This is a genomic window from Streptococcus suis, from assembly GCF_046032115.1.
GTDB lineage: Bacteria > Bacillota > Bacilli > Lactobacillales > Streptococcaceae > Streptococcus > Streptococcus suis_AJ.
The window spans coordinates 1-17,672 of sequence record NZ_JARQOZ010000016.1; the positions used below are offsets into that span (position 1 = coordinate 1).

Consider the following 17,672-nt stretch of genomic DNA (forward strand, 5'->3'; position numbering starts at 1 on the left):
TCGTCAGTTCCATAGTGGAAGCCTTCTTTGTTACTTGTCAAGTGACCGTCTGAGGCAACTTGACCTACAGTCGCATCTGTTGCTTGTGCAACGAGACGGTATGTTTTACCATCTTTTGTAATTTCGCTTGGGCGTTCTGTCGTCTTATCTGATGTGACTTTACCTGTATTGACAGTAGTATCGTAAGCTGACCCTACTTCTCCATCAGTGGTATCTTTGAACTCTGTACCAATCTTAGTACCTTTGGTATCTACGTAATTAACGATGACTGAGCCGGTAGGGAGTTTTTCATAAAAATACGCCATTTTAGTAGTTGGGGAAGCATAGTTGTTCGCAACTGTTAACAAACGGTTTCCCATAGAAGGAATAACGAACTCTGCAAAACTACCTGCACCACTATATGTCACAGTTCCTACATACTCATCACTTGGTTGGTTATCCGTACCTTCTTTTCTCAAAGGAATAGGAGTATTACCTAAAAAGACTTTTACGGTCTCTGTACCACTTGCATCTATTACATCATAGACAATACGTAAATCATTACCTTTACCATCATAGTTAGTTCTAGATACTGTTGTTGTTTCACCAACTGGATAATTTGGATTGGTAAAGTCATTTTTAAAATTACCAGCTGCAGTTAACACACCTGTTTCAATTGGACGATAGGTAATTCGATAACCATTTACCAAAATATCCCCTAACGTATAGGTATCTCCGCTTAGACCAGTTTGTGAATATTTCGGTAATATCTGCTCGTACGCGCTCGCATCAAAGTCAGTATTGTAAAAACTTTTTCCAATAGTTTCCCTATCTTTTTCATAGAAATAAAAGATTTCTTGTGGAACAACATAAATACCTGATGTAGTAATCTTATTAGCTGGTTCAGCACCTGCTGCTGGACCGAATAAAGCAAGTAGGCGTTTTGCATAGCCTTCCGGTCCTTCAATAACAATCGTCAGTGCCCCACGCGTATTAATACCACCCGTTATTTTAATATCTTCAGTGTTATTAAATCCACGAACAGTAGCTGTATGACCATTTTTAATATTATCTGTTCTTTGTTTTAATGCTTTTGTTTTTGCATCATAAATTGAAAGAGAAAGACTTCTATCGTTTCTGTTAACTGATACTACATAATAGTCAGTATCTAATTCTTTCCACTTTGTTTTACCGTTTTCAGTTCCATCACTAACAACTTCAGCAATTATCTGCAAAGTCAAATAATTTTCACGTTCATCTTTTACAATAAAATCTTTCGGTGTCTCCTTAGCAACTACAGAATATCCTGCATCGGCATAATCAATTTTTGTACTATCCGTATTTACCTCATACGAAACAGATGACGTAGCGGATACAGTAGGTACTCCTGCAAATAAAAACGCACCTAGGATTACTGAAGCAGCACCTAAACCTAGCTTCCGAATGCCATATCGATAGCGTTTTTCATTTTTCTGGAACTCATCGTTTCTTAACGAACGTTTAACTTTAGCAAAATGCATATACTGATTTCTCCTCTTAATAAATGGATTTTTGGTTGATTATGCTGGCTTGTTTATCATCATGTCCATAAAGAGTATCCAAGTCATAGTGTGAGTTTGTCATTGCTCTACTACAGTACTGTAATACTGTCAATAGGGAACTCTCTCTTCTAAAAGCAGACCAAATGATTATGTATAAAATTATAACTCAACCTATTCCTAGTAGAGGAATTTATTTTTTCATGCTGATACAAACAAAGACATACACAATTCAATATGTACTATTATATCCCCCCCCCCGACTTTTTTGCAAGTAAAAAGCCCCATCCATCATCACTCTATAGTCCTACACTTTTTCTCATAGTATCACTCTCATCAAAAAACATCAAAATATGGTATACTAGACTGAGTTAAAGCGATTAGAAAGAGGAAAACCATGTCTTTTGACGGATTTTTTTTACATCACATGACGGCTGAATTAAAGGCCAATTTAGAAGGTGGGCGGATTCAGAAAATCAACCAGCCCTTTGAGCAGGAAATTGTCCTCAACATCCGCAGCAACCGTCAGAGCCATAAATTGCTCCTGTCCGCCCATTCGGTTTTCGGGCGGGTTCAGCTGACTCAGTCAGACTTTACCAATCCAAAAGTGCCCAATACCTTTACCATGATTCTGCGGAAATACTTGCAAGGTGCCATTATCGAGGAGATTCGTCAGGTGGACAATGACCGCATCTTAGAATTTTCGGTGTCCAACAAGGATGAGATTGGCGACCATATCCAAGCTACCTTGATTGTGGAAATCATGGGCAAGCACAGCAATATCATCTTGGTAGATAAGTCTGAACAGAAGATTATTGAGGCAATTAAGCATGTCGGTTTCTCGCAAAATTCCTACCGAACCATTTTGCCAGGCTCCACCTATATTCGTCCACCGGAGACGCATTCTCTCAATCCTTACACGGTATCTGACGAGAAATTGTTTGAAATCCTATCGACTCAGGAACTGAGTCCTAAAAATCTCCAACAGGTCTTTCAAGGTTTGGGTCGGGATACGGCTTCTGAACTGGCCAGTCATTTGCAGTCAGACCGCCTGAAGAACTTCCGTGCCTTTTTTGACCAGGCTACACAGCCTAGCCTGACCGAAAAATCCTATGCTGCTCTGCCATTTGCCAATAGCCCTGAAAACCAGCCACACTTTGAGAGTCTGAGCAGTTTGCTGGACTTCTACTATCAGGACAAGGCGGAGCGGGATCGGGTGGCCCAGCAGGCCAATGAGCTGATCAAGCGGGTGGCCAGTGAGCTGGAGAAGAATCGTAAGAAGTTGGTCAAGCAGGAGCAGGAATTGGCGGATACGGAGACGGCGGAGTTGGTGCGGCAAAAGGGCGAGCTCTTAACCACCTATCTGCATCAGGTGCCCAATGACCAGCCGAGTGTGCGTTTGGATAACTACTATACGGGCCAGGAGCTGGAGATTGAGTTGGACGTGGCTTTGACTCCTAGCCAAAATGCCCAGCGTTACTTCAAGAAATACCAGAAACTCAAGGAAGCGGTCAAGCACCTGACCAACTTGATTGAGGAAACCAAGGCAACCATTGTCTATCTGGAGTCCGTTGACACCATGCTGGGACAGGCTAGTCTGGCTGAAATTGATGAGATTCATGAGGAATTGATTGAAACAGGCTACCTCAAACGCCGTCATCGTGAGAAAATCCATAAACGCCAGAAACCTGAACGTTACTTGGCAACGGATGGAAAAACCATTATTCTGGTTGGGAAAAATAACCTGCAAAATGATGAGCTGACCTTCAAAATGGCCAAGAAAGGCGAGCTCTGGTTCCATGCCAAAGACATTCCAGGTAGCCACGTGGTCATCACAGACAACTTGGACCCAAGCGACGAAGTCAAGACAGACGCGGCGGAGTTGGCTGCCTACTTCTCCAAGGCCAGACATTCTAATTTGGTTCAAGTCGATATGATTGAGGCCAAGAAACTGCATAAGCCAACAGGTGGCAAGCCAGGATTTGTGACCTACCGAGGTCAGAAGACCCTACGTGTCACCCCAACAGAAGACAAAATAAAATCCATGAAAATCTAGTTCATGGATTTTTGTGTATAATCTATTCTGCCTTATCAATATCTTCTCTAACTTCCTTAGCGTTGAACTTAGCGAAAAGATACTGGCGGTCTTGGACTGGGAATCGTTGATCCAGTTGATCTACTGGTCCCACTTCCACCATTCCTTCTGAGATAACATAGTCCATGACATGCCCACCGAAGGTCAAATCATCCGAAATAAAATGCAGATGATAACCAGCCACACTGACACCATGGAAAATCTCTGGCGTCCAAATACCAACAATGGTACCTGAAATATTCTCAGCGGTATACTCAGGCTGGCGACTTGCCACCTCCGCAAAACGGACATCCGAAGCCGATTTGGGAATCATGCGGACATGCATCCGAGCAAACGTTCCCTTGATTTTGATGGAGCGAAAGAGATTTTCCCCATCATAATAGGACTCTATTCGCTGGTGCAATTCCTCATGAGTCATTTCAAAACGTTGTTTGAAAATCACTTCTGCCTCATGGAAAATGACCGCCGCATAGGGAACCTTCATATCAGCAGGAACTTCAACCACTTCTGGTTTTTCCCCTGCTCCCTTGGCCTGATAGGCCTTTCCATCTAAAACAATCAGCTCTCCGTCAATGGAATCTAGGGTTCCCAAACCCAAATCACCATGTTCCAACAATTCACCAACTGTCAAGGAGCCGCCATACAGTCCAGCCATCAAGGCACCGAGTGTATTGTATTGAAATAATCGCTTTACTTGCATAACCTACTCTTCATTCAAAAATTCTTGCATGGCTAAATCGTCTGGCACCAATTGGATATAACGACTAGCTTGCTCTTTTGCCTCATCCAAACGACCAAGTTGACGTAAAACCGCTACGTAATCAGCCAAAAATTCAGGATTCTCAGCCAATTCCCCAGCCAATTCATCGTAAAGCTCAATAGCTTCATCATCTCTTTCTAGAGCTTGATAGGCCTTGGCTACATTCCAACGCGCCAAGACATTCTCAACCTCTTCATCAACGAGGGCAAGAACTTCGTCATATCGTTCCTGCTCAAGATACAGGTTGGACAAGCGCAGAGCTAGTTCGTTACTATCATCTGCCACCTCTTTTGCCCGTAGAAGATAATCTTCTGCCCCCGCCTCGTCATGCAATTCATAGGCATACTGAGAAGCCTGAAGCAAGAGATTGGCATCAAAGTCATTTTTAGCCAAGCCTTTTTGAGTCATAGCCAAGGCATCTTCTAATTTATGCTCGGCATGAAGCGACTGAGCATAGGCATATTCATAGCCCTCAAAATCAGGATTGATGGTATCCAACTGCTTGAAATAGAGATTGGCTTTTTGGTATTCTTCTCGTTCAAATAGCAGAGCTGCTAACTCAAAGACCGTCTGATCATCGTATTCCAACTCAACAGCTTTTTCCAAAAATTCAATGGCCGCTTCAAATTTCCCCAAACTTGCATAGGCAAGCCCAATCCGCTGATAGGTAGAAACCCCTGTTAATTCGTAAATTTCACGATTGTCTAACTGGGCATAGTAGGAAATAGCCTCATTAAAAAGCTCCAGTTCCATATCCAATTCTGCTAAGCCAAAAAGGATGATGGGTTCATCTGATAAGTGACTTGCTTCTAACAATTTTTCACGCGCCACATCCGACAAGCCTTCTGCCTGATACAGGTCCGCCTTGACCAACAAGGCTTCCACATAGACAGGACTGTCTTCCGAAATTTCCTCCAAATATCCGAAAGCTTCTTCAACCAAGCCATCTTCAAATGCTATTTGGGCAAGATTGATCAGTACTTCGGGAAATTCTTCTTTGACCTGTTCATAGATTTGTCTAGCCTGTGGGAAAAAACCAATGCCTTCTAAGTAGGCTGCCAAAGACAAAAGCGTTTCGCTACCATCTTGCACTAGGGCGCGCCTGAAATACTTATCTGCCTTGTCTAAATCCTGTTGGTCCAAACAAGCCAACATTTTTTCACTATTGTTCATTCACAACCTCATTTTCTTCATCTTCATACAAACTACTGTGTGCCTTGTACCACTCAAATGCCGCTTTCACTAAAACCTTAATAGAGGCATATATTGGAATTCCCAAAAGAACTCCTAGGACACCGTACATCTGACCAGCTGTCAATAATACAAATAAGATGGTAATCGGATGAATACTTAGGGAGCTTCCGATAATCAATGGTGTCACAAAACGACCTTCTATAGTCTGCTCAATCATAAAGACTACTAAAACCTTTATCAGCATGATTGGACCAGCAATCAATCCTAAAATAACAGCTGGAATCATGGCCAAGAAAGAACCCAAATACGGAATTAGATTGAGGAAACCAGCCATCACCCCCAAGGTTATTGGATAGCTAAGACCAATGATTGAGAACATCACTGAGAACATCAGGGCAACAATAATCGCAACGGTCACCTGACCACGAACATAGTTTGATAATTGCCCATTCACATCTGATAGCACTGTTCCAATCGGTTCTCTCCACTTGGTTGGTAGATATTGGGTGATGTGTTTATTCAAATACTGACCATCCCGTAACAGATAAAAGAGAATAAAAGGCATAATCAGAACAGCAACAATAATCTGCGAAGCGGTTGAAATCAAATTACTTGCCCAATTCACAGCACTTGAGGAAAACTTCTGAGCATAGGCAACGACCTGATCATTGACCTTATTTAACATCTCCAGAGCTGTTGGTCTAAATTGTTCAAAGCGCTGATCCTGTAGGAGCCCAGTTACCTGTCCTTCGATTTTCTGGATATTCGAAGGAAGATTTTGCGCAAAAGATGTCACTTGCTCTTGAATACTCGGAATTGCCACCGCCAGTCCCCAGATAATGAGAAGACTGATTAAAACAAAGAGAATGGAAATACCAACTGTACGAGAAATTTTATGCTTTTCCATCCAGTCAACCATCGGATTTAACAGGTAATACAAAAGACCTGTTAAAATCATCGGTAACAATACAATTTCTAAAAAGCTTCCTATTGGTCTGAATAAAAAACTAATTTTACTAAAAATAAATATGGTCAAAAAAGTCAGCAAGGTTACCAATAAAAATGTCACCGCTTGGCTATTTAAAAACAAGCGGAAAAACCAAGTCAGACTAAATTTTTGATGCTTATCTTCCATCTAATACACTCCTAGTCTTTTTTTCTATTGTAACATGGAGAAAGGATTTTTGTAAAAATCAACTACAGAATTTATACGACTTTCTCAGAAAAACATGGTATAATTTTATCAATCATTTCCAAAAAGGAGAATCCTATGGCTATCTATTTCGGTACCTACACAAAACGTGAATCCAAAGGAATTTATAAAGCAAATTTTGACTCTGAAACAGGACAACTTAGCAATCTAGAATTGGTCACTGAAGAACCTAACCCTACCTACCTTGCCTTTGATAAGGCCGGACATCTATACTCCGTCGGCGCTGAAAATGGTCTAGGAGGTATCGCTGCCTTTAATGCTGACTATACTCTACTCAACCATGTTGTATCAGAGGGCGCACCACTTTGCTATGTCGCTGTAGATGAAACAAGAGATTTAGTTTATGGATCCAATTACCACAAAGGACAACTACTTGTTTATAAACGTTTAGCGGATGGTTCACTAGAATTAGCTGATGTCGCTCAACACGAAGGATCTGGGCCGCACGAAAATCAAGCTTCCGCCCACGTTCACTTTTCTGATTTGACGCCCGATAAATTTTTAGTAACCTGTGATTTAGGATGTGATCAAGTGGTAACCTATAAGGTATCTGACCAAGGAAAAGTAGAGAAAATCGCAACCTATCAGGCTGCTCCAGGAAGTGGTCCACGTCACATTGTCTTCCATCCTGTCGCAAAAATTGCCTATCTCATCTGTGAACTCAATTCAACTATTGAGGTGCTTATCTATGACGGCTGGGGACAATTTGAACACCTACAAACTGTCTCTACTCTCCCAGAAGACCATACTGGTTTCAACGGTACTGCCGCTATTCGCATCACAAAGGATGGTAAATTCATTTATGGATCCAACCGCGGAAACGACTCTATCGCAGTCTACAAAACGCTTGCTGATGCCAGCTTAGAATTAGTTGAAATCGTCCCAACAAATGGAAAAACTCCTCGCGATTTCACGCTTAGTCCTGATGAAAAGCATTTGATTGTTGTCCATCAAGATTCTGACAATGCAACTGTATTCGAAAGAGATGCCGAAAATGGCTGTTTGACTGAGCTTTCACACGATTTCTATGTTCCTGAAGCAGTTTGCGTTACATTTTTATAAGTCGTTTCAGTTGTGAAATCCGTCCAGTTTTGGTTTAATAGTTTCATAGGAGGTGTTTTCACCATGAATCCAGTAGATCTTTTTAACCAAGTAAAAGAATTGATTGCAAACAAAGACTTTGATGGTGCAAAACAATTTATCGAAGAAAACAAAGACCAATTTGGTGAATACTTGGAACAGGCAAAAGGCTTGTTATCAGGTTCTGAAGGTGTTAACGGTCTTTTAGATAAAGTTAAAGGCTTGTTCTAATACATGTAAAAACTAGACTGAGAATGTTCAGTCTAGTTTTTTTGTTTGTTCAAAAATATTTGTTATCTCTTGCAATGAAGGAATTACCCAATCACTCTTCAATTTTTCATTTTCACTGGCATGCTTCCCAAAATCTGTCAGTATCCGTACAGTCCACATTCCCAAAGATTTAGCAGGCAGAATATCATGATCATACCTATCCCCAACATAGACAACTCTATCGGCAGGGATATTCGCTTTTTGCAAGGCAAGTGTGAAAATAGTTGTATCTGGTTTAGATAGTCCAACCTCTTCAGAGAGGATAACGAGTTGAAAATAAGACTCAATTCCCCACTCTTTAAGCAGTTCTCTAATACTACTAGACTGATTGGCAATAATCCCCAATCTATAGTTTTGTGATAACTTCTCTAAAACTTCTATTGTTTCAGGATATAGGCTCACACCCTCATTTAAAGTCAAAGAACAAGTCTGGAACTTTCCAGACTTGTTCTTACTATAGCCCTCGCTATACTAGCTCGGGGATAAATTAGTACACTGTACTAATTTATTTTTTCAAGTTATAGAATGAGTTCAAGCCTTTGTAGACTGCAACTTCACCAAGTTGATCTTCGATACGAAGCAATTGGTTGTATTTAGCGATACGGTCTGTACGTGACAATGAACCTGTCTTGATTTGGCCAGCGTTAGTTGCAACTGCGATGTCAGCGATTGTTGAATCTTCAGTTTCACCTGAACGGTGTGATACAACGGCAGTGTAGCCAGCTTCTTTAGCCATTTCGATAGCTTCAAATGTTTCAGTAAGAGTACCGATTTGGTTAACTTTGATAAGGATTGAGTTAGCAGCACCTTCTTTGATACCACGTGCAAGGTAGTCAGTGTTTGTTACGAAGAAGTCGTCACCAACCAATTGAACGCGTTTGCCAAGACGCTCAGTAAGAGCTTTCCAGCCATCCCAGTCGTTTTCATCCATACCATCTTCGATAGTGATGATTGGGTATTTGTTAACCAATTCTTCAAGGTAGTCGATTTGTTCTGCAGATGTACGAACAGCAGCGCCTTCACCTTCGAATTTAGTGTAGTCGTAAACTTTACGCTCTTTGTCGTAGAATTCAGATGACGCACAGTCGAAACCGATCATGATGCCGTTTTCGCCAGCTTCGTAACCAGCAGCTTCGATAGCTTCGATGATTGTTTCAACACCGTCTTCAGTTCCTTCGAACTTAGGAGCGAAACCACCTTCGTCACCAACAGCTGTTACCAAACCACGAGCTTTCAAGATTTTCTTCAAAGCGTGGAATACTTCAGCACCCCAACGAAGACCTTCTTTGAATGAAGGAGCGCCAACTGGCAAGATCATGAATTCTTGGAAAGCGATTGGAGCGTCTGAGTGAGAACCACCGTTGATGATGTTCATCATTGGAGTTGGCAATACTTTAGTGTTGAATCCACCAAGGTAAGTGTAAAGTGGCACTTCAAGGTAGTCAGCAGCAGCACGCGCAACAGCGATAGAAACACCGAGGATTGCGTTTGCACCCAATTTACCTTTGTTAGGAGTACCGTCAAGAGCGATCATAGCGCGGTCGATAGCTTGTTGATCACGAACGTCAAAACCGATGATAGCGTCAGCAATCACGTTGTTCACGTTGTCAACAGCTTTTTGAGTACCAAGACCAAGGTAACGAGATTTGTCACCGTCGCGAAGCTCAACTGCTTCGTGCTCACCAGTAGAAGCTCCTGAAGGAACCATACCACGTCCGAAAGCACCTGATTCAGTATAAACTTCAACTTCAAGTGTAGGGTTACCGCGTGAGTCAAGGACTTCGCGAGCGTAAACATCAGTAATAATTGACATTATATTACTCTCCTTTGAGTTTAAAATTGTTACATAGCTATCATACCCTAAAAGAAGGGATTTTTCAAGAAAAAACAGGTTATTTTACTGAAAGAAATAATGTAAACGCCTTCCTTTTCAAAGTTAACTGAGTATGTTATACTGAAACCATGAACGATTTAAATACTACCATACTACAGAAAGCCTCTGGCGAAACACGATTGAATCCAGATGAACAACGTCTATACATGGGAACCTATCGCGAACGGGTTGTCCTGCTCGTTTCCTTTGACGATTTGAGTAGTGAAGTCGTCGGAAATAAGTTCGATACAATTTGCCAAAAACTAGCAAGTAGCTACTCTCCTCTATTCCTCAAACTCTCGCCAGCCCTGTCTGACAAGCAACAAATTTCACTACTAAAAATTGCTCAGAACTTCGGCATTACTACCGCTATCATCGATGAAAAAATAGGACAGTCTCCCTACGCACTTGTCTTTCACACAAATCACGCTGTGGATAATGAAGAAGTTAGCTTAGAATCTATATTTCCAAATCTTATCTCAAAACCAGAAGAAAAAAAGGAAGATGCAAAACCTTCCTTCTGGAAAAAATTATTTGGTTAGGCTTATTTATCAATAAAGCAGTATAAATATTAAAGTAAAAATAATACAGGTTAGACAAAGGATTCCTAGCAATCTGCCTCTTTCATTTTTTTCATTGAAAAAGAACATTGCTCCATTTACCTTTATTACATTCGTTTCCATTCCTCTTTCTTTTTTAGAAAGTTTCATAACGGATACTAGCTTTGCAAGACAAATAAAAATAAATAAGATAATAGCCCCATATTTCACTAATTCCATCTTTGTTGGCCTCCTAACTGAAGAATTCTTGCCACCTGTTCTGCCGTGCGGACCAGGTTTTTTTCTGCTTTTTGAAGCGTGTCCTCCAAACTTTCAACGCTTGCAATGATCGGAAAAGCGGCGCAGATATTTTCAAAAGGAAACTCGGGAAGATCGTCTTTGAGGCTACCACAAATTGCAATGATGGGAATCCCAGTCGGCGTACGTCTAGCTACTCCTATCGGAGTCTTCCCTGATAAGCTCTGGGTATCCATCCGCCCTTCTCCGACCACAACCAGATCCGCTTTGGCGACGCGATGATCAAAATCCAACTGGTCCAAGACAAAGTCGATGCCTTTTTGAATGCGAGCACCAGCAAATTGGACTAAACCTGCTGCCATACCTCCTCCAGCACCCGCTCCTGCTAAATCGAGTAGCATTGGATTAACTAATTTATAAAAGGACTCCATTTTCTTGTCTACTGGTTCAAATTCAGCAGAGGAAAGACCTTTCTGACCTGCAAAAACAAATGTGGCTCCCGCTGGTCCACAAAGCGGATTCTCCACATCCGTTACCAAATCAATCCTGACCTGAGATAAATCTACCAACATATCCTCTGTGGAAAAGCTGACAATCTCCCCGATATGAGCTCCAATTGCCTCTACTTCTTTTCCCTCTCGATTATAAAATTTCACTCCTAAACCTGCCGCCATTCCGATACCACCATCATGACTGGCGGAGCCACCTACTCCTATAAATATGCGTTTAACACCATTTTGAACGAGCTCCACAATCAGCTCCCCAACCCCTTGTGTCTTAATAAAGAGAGGACTCCTTCTTTCATGCGGGATACTTGCCAGCCCTACAATTTCAGCCATTTCAAAAACCGCAAGATCATCTTTAATCGCATAGGAAACCTTAATTTTATCTCCAAATGGACCTGTCACCCAAGTCTGGGTTACATCCAAGGATAAGGCCTGCATTAGACTCTCAACTGTCCCTTCGCCACCATCTCCTAGGGGAATTAAGTCATACCCTGCTTGTGGATAAACCTTAGAAAATCCTTTTTTAATCGCTTCAGCAACCTTTGTAGCTGAAAGAGACTCTTTAAATGAATCCGGAGCAATGAGAATATGCATGATACTACCCTCCTTTATATTATTAGTATATCACACTACTATTCAGCTTTCAATAAATCTTTTCTGTTTTTCATTGTCTGTGTTATACTGAAAGAAAGGAGATAAGTATGTATCAAACTATATTATGTGACTTAGATGGAACTCTTACTGATTCTGGACAAGGAATCTTAAACTCCGTCGCCTACGCACTAGAAAAAATGGGAATTGAAGAACCAGATACAGCCAATTTAAACCGATTCATCGGCCCGCCACTCTATGAATCTTTTTCAAAATTCTACCAACTCAACACTGAAGATACACAAGCAGCAGTTGACGCTTTCCGTGTCTATTTTAAAGAAAAAGGAATGTTTGAAAATCAACTCTATCCTGGAATCATCCCTCTGCTTGAAGAATTGAGAACAGCTGGAAAAACACTAGTAATTGCTACTTCAAAGCCAGAAATATTTGCCAAACAGATTCTAGAACATTTTGGTATTGCTCACTACTTTGATGTCATTGCCGGTGCTAGTCTAGATAGTAGTCGCATCAGTAAGGCGGACGTCATCGGCTACGCTATAAATCAATTAGAAGCATTTCCAAAACATGCTGTGATGATTGGAGATAGGGAACATGACATTGAAGGAGCACGCATGCACCAACTTCCCGCCATCGGTGTTCTTTACGGCTATGGGAGCAAACAGGAATTTGAAAAGGCTGGGGCCACCATGATAGTCGAAACCGTCCAAGATTTGAAAAAGGTTTTACTGACAACAGAATAGAAGAGGCTGGGCAAAAAGACCAACCTCGCTTCTCAGGGTTCGTGTCAACATCTCAGCGCAGTGGTTGATTGAGTTTAACAGTCCAGTGAACTGTTAAAGGTTGGAGATAAGATTTGCGAAGCAAATCTCAGCAGTTCGTGTTTTACACTCCAAATCTGACAATTACGACTGTTGCGAACAAAGTTCGCTCTATTTCCAACCTCAAAAGGTTCACTGAACCTTTTGAGCTATACGGGGGTGGGAGTGTAAAAGGTCTGGGAGACCTTTTAAAGTGGGAGATATAAGCTGACGGCAGTCAGCTCACATAAATTGATGTCTGGGGATAGACTGTTTCAGCTCAACAACTTAAAATGAAAAATTGTTGACGAACTCTTTTTTTGACCAGTCGAGTTCTTTCCCGCTCCCATTATTTACTATCTAAAATCTCTATTAGTTTATAGAGATTTTTTTCATTTATTTGGTAGGGCGCCTGTTCTTGGACAATCGGTTTAGCACAGAAAGCTACTCCAACTCCTGCTCGTTGAATCATTGGTAGATCATTTGCTCCATCCCCCATGGCAATCGTTTGAGATAGACTCAGCCCATTTTCTGTCGCCCATTCTTCTAAACATGCCTCTTTAGTATCTTTCGTTACAATTTCACCCAATACTTGTCCAGTCAATACTCCATCTACTACTTCTAATCGATTAGCCCGAACATAGTCTAACTCTAACTGTGCAGCTAGTCGATCGACTGTTTCATGAAACCCGCCTGAAACGACTGCTACCTTATAGCCTCGCATTTTTAATTCTGAGACTAACTCTGCTGCTCCAGGCGTAAAGTGGATTTTTTTGATAATTCGATCAAACACAGAAACAGGCAGTCCCTTTAACAACGCCACACGTTCACGTAAGGCTTCTTCAAAATCCAATTCTCCACGCATAGCACGTTCGGTAATTGCTGCAACTTGCTCTCCTAAACCGGCCTCTTCTCCAAGTAGATCTATTCCTTCTTCCAAAATTAATGTTGAATCAACATCCATAACTAATAATCCAGTTGTCATTTCCGATATTCCTTTCAAAGTATAAAAATAAAAAGCCAAATGGCTTTTTATCTAGTAGCGAATGGCTTCGCGAGTTTTTTCGTATGAACGTACAAAACGCTCTGTTACACCAGGTTCAACTGTTTCCAAAGCAAATGAAATTTCTTCAAATGCTGCTTGATAATCAAAATCCTTTTCAAAAATTGATAATGAACGGTTAAATGCTTTTTGCACACTTTCATCGAATGAACGATAACGGTTAGAGTATTGTAGCAACTGCTCTGTTAAAGTCGCATTTTGCACAATCAAATACGCTAACTCTTCCAATTGATTCATATCATACGTTGCATTTTCCAACAAACGGTTAACAACTTCGATATTGATTCGTTTATAGTCTAACTCGGCAATCAAGGCTTCCACATGATCGCTCGTTCTAAAGAAGTTTGTTAAAAATTCAGCTGGAATTCCTGGAAGGTTGCGTTTTTCCATATAACGCTTAAGGGTATGCAATTTGTTGATATAAAGTGTAGCTTTCTTACGCGCTGTGTTCTCTGACAATTCTTGTGATTTAAGATAGTCGGCTAAAACAAGCTGCTCCTCTTCGACTTCTTTCAAGCTTGCCAATGAATGGTCCAAACGCTCTTCCAAAATAGAATATGCAACTTGTGGATTTTCAATGTCTTCCACACTTTCTGTAACAACAATTTCAATCGATTCCAAACGAGCTTTAAGCTGATTGATCCGTGAAAGTTTGCTATCTGCCAGCAAGTAAGTTGCATTTAGGCGTTGGCTTTCCTCATCCAAGAGCTGTGTATTTTGGACAACATGCTCCAAGAATTTTGGCAAGTTTTTACTAATCTTAACAGCTTCCTTATTCGCTTCGATTTCACGATTGAAGACTTTATACAAATGATCAATTTTTGCTTGAATTCCCTCATTTTCAGCTTCTGCCGCATCCAAATCAAAGGAAACAATCAAAGCAGTATTTTCACGAATTGAAACGCGAATATTTTGGAACTGTGACTCGATGTTAGCTTCTGTGAACAAATAATTCTGCTCAACCAGTTTCCGATAACCCGACTCCAAATCTTCCAATTGCTCTGGGAAATCTTTTGTAACTCGTTCAATCAAACTTGGAATGCGATCCATGATTTGATTGAGAGCAATCATATGCTCTTCAGTCTTATCAAGGATTTCAGAAGCTTCAATCGGGTCACCTGAGGAATTGAGCATCACAAATTCAGAAAACTCAACTTCAATATTTTTCAATTGTTTCTCAAGTTCTGGTAGTGTCTCACCGTAGCTATCTGGATTTTCACGAACAGCTTCCTGTAAACTATCGAACAAGTTTAACGCATGTTTTACGCGACCAGAGTTTTTCTCTTCTTGCTCCTTCAACTCCATCAAACCATGACGGATAGAGGCGATGTCTTCTTCAATTAAATCAATTTGGCTTTCGATACTGTCGATAGCATTCTTTGCACTCACAAAGCGAAAGGCATTGTTATAGCCTTCTGCCTCAAAGATATGATTTTCAATGTCGGCAAATGAATTGAGCGACAAATCAACCCATTTTTGATTCCATTCACGGAATGACACCTGACTTTGACCAATCAAATGAAGTGCTTTGACAGCTTCGACTTCTTCATTAACTGGAAGGTTAAATAGCTCTTCCTTACGTTCTTCCAATGCAACCAAAAGGTTGTCATTTCGTTTACGAACAATCAGGCAAGCTACATAGGCAATGATTAAAATAATAACAATCGAAACGATTAAGATGATTGTTCCTGTAGGCATGTAAATCTCCTTAGCTCATAGTAATTACTAGAAAATATCGCTTAATTATACCATAAATCTCTAGTATATGCACTTGTTTTTTTAGTTTTTAAACATCCAATGTTGAATAAACAGCATTTTCCTCGATAAACTCTCGACGAGGTTCAACCTTATCCCCCATTAGCATGTCAAAAATCTTATCGGCTTCTGCCGCATCATCAACTGAAACGCGTGCCATGAGACGATTTTCAGGATTCATCGTAGTTTCCCACAACTGATGATCATCCATTTCTCCCAAACCTTTGTAACGTTGAATCGTTGGCTTGGACCGTCCCGTACTATGTCTTTCTAAGGCATCTTGCAATTCTTGCTCTTGATTAACCCCAGGTTGAATATATTCTTTTATCTCACTTCCAACCTTGATACCGTAAATAGGTGGTTGAGCGATATATACGTATCCCGCTTCTACAACAGGACGCATGTAGCGGTAAAATAATGTCAGAAGGAGTGTCCGAATATGGGCACCATCGACATCGGCATCTGTCATAATGACTAATTTTTGATAACGTGCCTTGCTAACGTCGAAATCCGCACCAAAGCCAGTTCCCATAGCTGTAAATAGACTACGGATTTCTTCGTTGGCCAAAATCTTGTCCATGCTGGCTTTTTCTACGTTCAAAATCTTACCACGAATCGGTAAAATAGCCTGAAATTCACGGTCGCGACCGGATTTAGCTGAACCACCGGCTGAGTCCCCCTCAACGATGAAAAGCTCTGTCTTCGTTGCATCATTTGAGGAACAGTCCGCTAACTTACCTGGGAGGTTTGAAATCTCAAGACCCGATTTCTTACGAGTTACCTCACGCGCACGCTTAGCAGCAATACGAGCCTTGCTTGCCAAGATCCCTTTTTCAACAATCCGTCTAGCAATCTGTGGATTTTCCAAAAGAAATTCTGCAAAGGCATCAGAGAAAAGGCGGTTGGTAATTTTGACCACTTCACTATTCCCAAGTTTTGTCTTAGTTTGTCCCTCAAATTGAGGACCTGGGTGCTTAACAGAAATGACCGCTGTCAAGCCTTCACGCACATCTTCACCAGTCAAATTATCCTCATTTTCTTTGAGAATTTTATTTTTCTTAGCGTAGTCGTTGATAACACGTGTCAGAGCTGTACGGAATCCTTGCTCATGGGTACCACCTTCATGCGTATGAATATTGTTGGCAAAACTAACTACGTTTTCATGATAACTCGTTGTATATTGCATGGCAACCTCAACGGTAATATCATCCATTTCACCTTCTGTATAGATAGGGGTCTCAAAAATGACATCCTTGTTCTCATTAAGATACTCAACATAGGAAGCAATACCACCTTCGTAGTGATATTCCTTTGTTTGCTCTACTCCCTCACGTTTGTCCGTAATAGAGAGATTTAAACCACGATTTAGGAAGGCCAATTCTTGAATCCGCTTATTTAATTTTGCAAAGTCGAACTCAGTCGTCTCAGTAAAAATTTCTGGGTCAGGTGTAAAATGTACAGTTGTACCAGAACGGTCTGTTTCTCCAACAACCTCCAAATCTGCAACGACTTCACCTCGTTTATACTCTTGGAAATAGACCTGACCATTTTTGTAGACATGGACGTCTAGCTGAGTAGATAGGGCGTTTACGACTGATGAACCTACGCCGTGCAATCCACCTGAGACCTTATAACCGCCTCCGCCAAATTTACCACCTGCATGGAGCACTGTAAAGACAGTTTCTACCGCTGGACGACCAGTTTTTTCCTGAATATCTACCGGAATACCACGTCCATTATCAATAACCGTGATGGAGTTATCTGGCTCAATATAAACTTCAATTTTATCCGCAAAACCAGCCAGCGCCTCATCGATTGAGTTGTCGACAATTTCCCAAACCAAGTGATGGAGACCTTCTTTAGATGTTGAGCCGATATACATCCCTGGACGCATTCGAACAGCTTCAAGACCTTCCAAGACTTGAATCTGACTGGCATCATATTCTTGAGCCTTCTCTTGTAAATCTTTGATTTCTTCTGTCATTTCTTTTCCTTATTTTCTATTTGTTGCTCCTTAAAAATAGAAAAGCCAATCCATCTGGATAAAAGCGAGACATATTTTTAGAGCAAAAATCATTCTAACGAATACCCTTTATTATACCATATTTTCTAATATTTTGATAGAAAAAAGAAGAGGAAA

15 protein-coding genes and 1 pseudogene are annotated in these 17,672 nt (G+C 41.0%); 5 read left to right on the top strand and 11 right to left on the bottom strand.

Annotated features, from left to right (window positions below; translation table 11 throughout):
- Positions 1-1,499, bottom strand: a 1,499-nt coding sequence (locus P7J36_RS06235; RefSeq protein WP_408551551.1) for a YSIRK-type signal peptide-containing protein, incomplete at its 3' end; no start/stop codon positions are given.
- Positions 1,500-1,914: 415 nt separating this feature from the next.
- On the opposite strand from P7J36_RS06235, the gene P7J36_RS06240 reads away from it, so the two are divergent.
- Positions 1,915-3,573: an Rqc2 family fibronectin-binding protein gene (locus tag P7J36_RS06240; RefSeq protein WP_408551550.1), complete on the top strand. Its 1,659-nt coding sequence runs from the start codon at positions 1,915-1,917 to the stop codon at positions 3,571-3,573.
- 22 nt (positions 3,574-3,595) lie between these two features.
- Here P7J36_RS06240 and budA read toward each other — a convergent pair whose 3' ends face one another.
- Genes budA through P7J36_RS06255 form a run of 3 tightly spaced genes read right to left on the bottom strand, consistent with a single transcriptional unit; the run spans position 3,596 to position 6,701 of the window.
- Positions 3,596-4,312: an acetolactate decarboxylase gene (budA, locus tag P7J36_RS06245; RefSeq protein ID WP_408551549.1), complete on the bottom strand. Its 717-nt coding sequence runs from the start codon at positions 4,310-4,312 to the stop codon at positions 3,596-3,598.
- A gap of 3 nt (positions 4,313-4,315) precedes the next feature.
- Positions 4,316-5,545: a tetratricopeptide repeat protein gene (locus tag P7J36_RS06250; RefSeq protein WP_222358204.1), complete on the bottom strand. Its 1,230-nt coding sequence runs from the start codon at positions 5,543-5,545 to the stop codon at positions 4,316-4,318.
- On the bottom strand, positions 5,535-6,701 hold the full coding sequence (locus P7J36_RS06255; RefSeq protein WP_222358202.1) for an AI-2E family transporter: 1,167 nt from the start codon (positions 6,699-6,701) through the stop codon (positions 5,535-5,537). Before P7J36_RS06255 ends, P7J36_RS06250 begins: the two co-directional genes overlap by 11 nt.
- A gap of 135 nt (positions 6,702-6,836) precedes the next feature.
- Between P7J36_RS06255 and P7J36_RS06260 the strand changes: the two genes are divergently transcribed.
- Positions 6,837-7,841 (top strand): lactonase family protein, encoded by a 1,005-nt coding sequence (locus P7J36_RS06260; protein ID WP_172013003.1) that lies wholly within the window; start codon positions 6,837-6,839, stop codon positions 7,839-7,841.
- A 63-nt stretch (positions 7,842-7,904) separates the two neighbouring features.
- Positions 7,905-8,090 carry a hypothetical protein gene (locus P7J36_RS06265; RefSeq protein ID WP_002935693.1) on the top strand — a complete coding sequence of 62 codons (186 nt, stop codon included), beginning with the start codon at positions 7,905-7,907 and terminating at the stop codon, positions 8,088-8,090.
- A gap of 27 nt (positions 8,091-8,117) precedes the next feature.
- Here the strand turns inward: P7J36_RS06265 and P7J36_RS06270 are convergent.
- Positions 8,118-8,549 (bottom strand): annotated as a pseudogene (locus P7J36_RS06270) (HAD family hydrolase); the annotation flags it as partial.
- Positions 8,550-8,634: 85 nt separating this feature from the next.
- A complete protein-coding gene (gene eno / locus P7J36_RS06275; protein WP_002935704.1) occupies positions 8,635-9,942 on the bottom strand; it encodes a surface-displayed alpha-enolase in 1,308 nt (435 codons plus the stop codon).
- A 149-nt stretch (positions 9,943-10,091) separates the two neighbouring features.
- Here eno and P7J36_RS06280 point away from each other — a divergent pair, with 149 nt between their 5' ends.
- Entirely contained in the window at positions 10,092-10,544 is a 453-nt protein-coding gene (locus P7J36_RS06280; protein WP_205013699.1) for a DUF1694 domain-containing protein, read from the top strand.
- A gap of 9 nt (positions 10,545-10,553) precedes the next feature.
- On the opposite strand, the gene P7J36_RS06285 is transcribed toward P7J36_RS06280, so the two are convergent.
- Positions 10,554-10,781: a hypothetical protein gene (locus P7J36_RS06285; RefSeq protein WP_398582684.1), complete on the bottom strand. Its 228-nt coding sequence runs from the start codon at positions 10,779-10,781 to the stop codon at positions 10,554-10,556.
- Entirely contained in the window at positions 10,772-11,899 is a 1,128-nt protein-coding gene (locus tag P7J36_RS06290) for a glycerate kinase family protein (RefSeq protein ID WP_408551548.1), read from the bottom strand. The genes P7J36_RS06285 and P7J36_RS06290 overlap by 10 nt, the downstream gene beginning before the upstream one ends.
- Before the next feature lie 107 nt (positions 11,900-12,006).
- On the opposite strand from P7J36_RS06290, the gene P7J36_RS06295 reads away from it, so the two are divergent.
- A complete protein-coding gene (locus P7J36_RS06295) occupies positions 12,007-12,657 on the top strand; it encodes an HAD family hydrolase (RefSeq protein ID WP_408551547.1) in 651 nt (216 codons plus the stop codon).
- 406 nt (positions 12,658-13,063) lie between these two features.
- Here the strand turns inward: P7J36_RS06295 and serB are convergent, their stop codons facing one another.
- The 3 genes from serB to gyrB form a co-directional block, all read right to left on the bottom strand.
- The gene (gene serB / locus P7J36_RS06300; protein WP_408551546.1) at positions 13,064-13,699 is read right to left on the bottom strand and encodes a phosphoserine phosphatase SerB; all 636 of its coding nucleotides are present in this window, start codon (positions 13,697-13,699) and stop codon (positions 13,064-13,066) included.
- 51 nt (positions 13,700-13,750) lie between these two features.
- Positions 13,751-15,475, bottom strand: coding sequence for a septation ring formation regulator EzrA (gene ezrA, locus P7J36_RS06305; RefSeq protein ID WP_408551545.1), 1,725 nt, complete (start codon positions 15,473-15,475; stop codon positions 13,751-13,753).
- Between the two features lie 88 nt (positions 15,476-15,563).
- On the bottom strand, positions 15,564-17,516 hold the full coding sequence (gene gyrB / locus P7J36_RS06310; RefSeq protein ID WP_002939427.1) for a DNA topoisomerase (ATP-hydrolyzing) subunit B: 1,953 nt from the start codon (positions 17,514-17,516) through the stop codon (positions 15,564-15,566).
- Positions 17,517-17,672: the final 156 nt, after the last annotated feature.

Bases quoted from the DNA above. Each gene is read 5' to 3' on its own strand.
- P7J36_RS06240 (WP_408551550.1), top strand. From the start codon at position 1,915: ATGTCTTTTGACGGATTTTTTTTACATCACATGACGGCTGAATTAAAG.
- budA (WP_408551549.1), bottom strand. From the start codon at position 4,312: ATGCAAGTAAAGCGATTATTTCAATACAATACACTCGGTGCCTTGATG.
- P7J36_RS06250 (WP_222358204.1), bottom strand. From the start codon at position 5,545: ATGAACAATAGTGAAAAAATGTTGGCTTGTTTGGACCAACAGGATTTA.
- P7J36_RS06255 (WP_222358202.1), bottom strand. From the start codon at position 6,701: ATGGAAGATAAGCATCAAAAATTTAGTCTGACTTGGTTTTTCCGCTTG.
- P7J36_RS06260 (WP_172013003.1), top strand. From the start codon at position 6,837: ATGGCTATCTATTTCGGTACCTACACAAAACGTGAATCCAAAGGAATT.
- P7J36_RS06265 (WP_002935693.1), top strand. From the start codon at position 7,905: ATGAATCCAGTAGATCTTTTTAACCAAGTAAAAGAATTGATTGCAAAC.
- eno (WP_002935704.1), bottom strand. From the start codon at position 9,942: ATGTCAATTATTACTGATGTTTACGCTCGCGAAGTCCTTGACTCACGC.
- P7J36_RS06280 (WP_205013699.1), top strand. From the start codon at position 10,092: ATGAACGATTTAAATACTACCATACTACAGAAAGCCTCTGGCGAAACA.
- P7J36_RS06285 (WP_398582684.1), bottom strand. From the start codon at position 10,781: ATGGAATTAGTGAAATATGGGGCTATTATCTTATTTATTTTTATTTGT.
- P7J36_RS06290 (WP_408551548.1), bottom strand. From the start codon at position 11,899: ATGCATATTCTCATTGCTCCGGATTCATTTAAAGAGTCTCTTTCAGCT.
- P7J36_RS06295 (WP_408551547.1), top strand. From the start codon at position 12,007: ATGTATCAAACTATATTATGTGACTTAGATGGAACTCTTACTGATTCT.
- serB (WP_408551546.1), bottom strand. From the start codon at position 13,699: ATGACAACTGGATTATTAGTTATGGATGTTGATTCAACATTAATTTTG.
- ezrA (WP_408551545.1), bottom strand. From the start codon at position 15,475: ATGCCTACAGGAACAATCATCTTAATCGTTTCGATTGTTATTATTTTA.
- gyrB (WP_002939427.1), bottom strand. From the start codon at position 17,516: ATGACAGAAGAAATCAAAGATTTACAAGAGAAGGCTCAAGAATATGAT.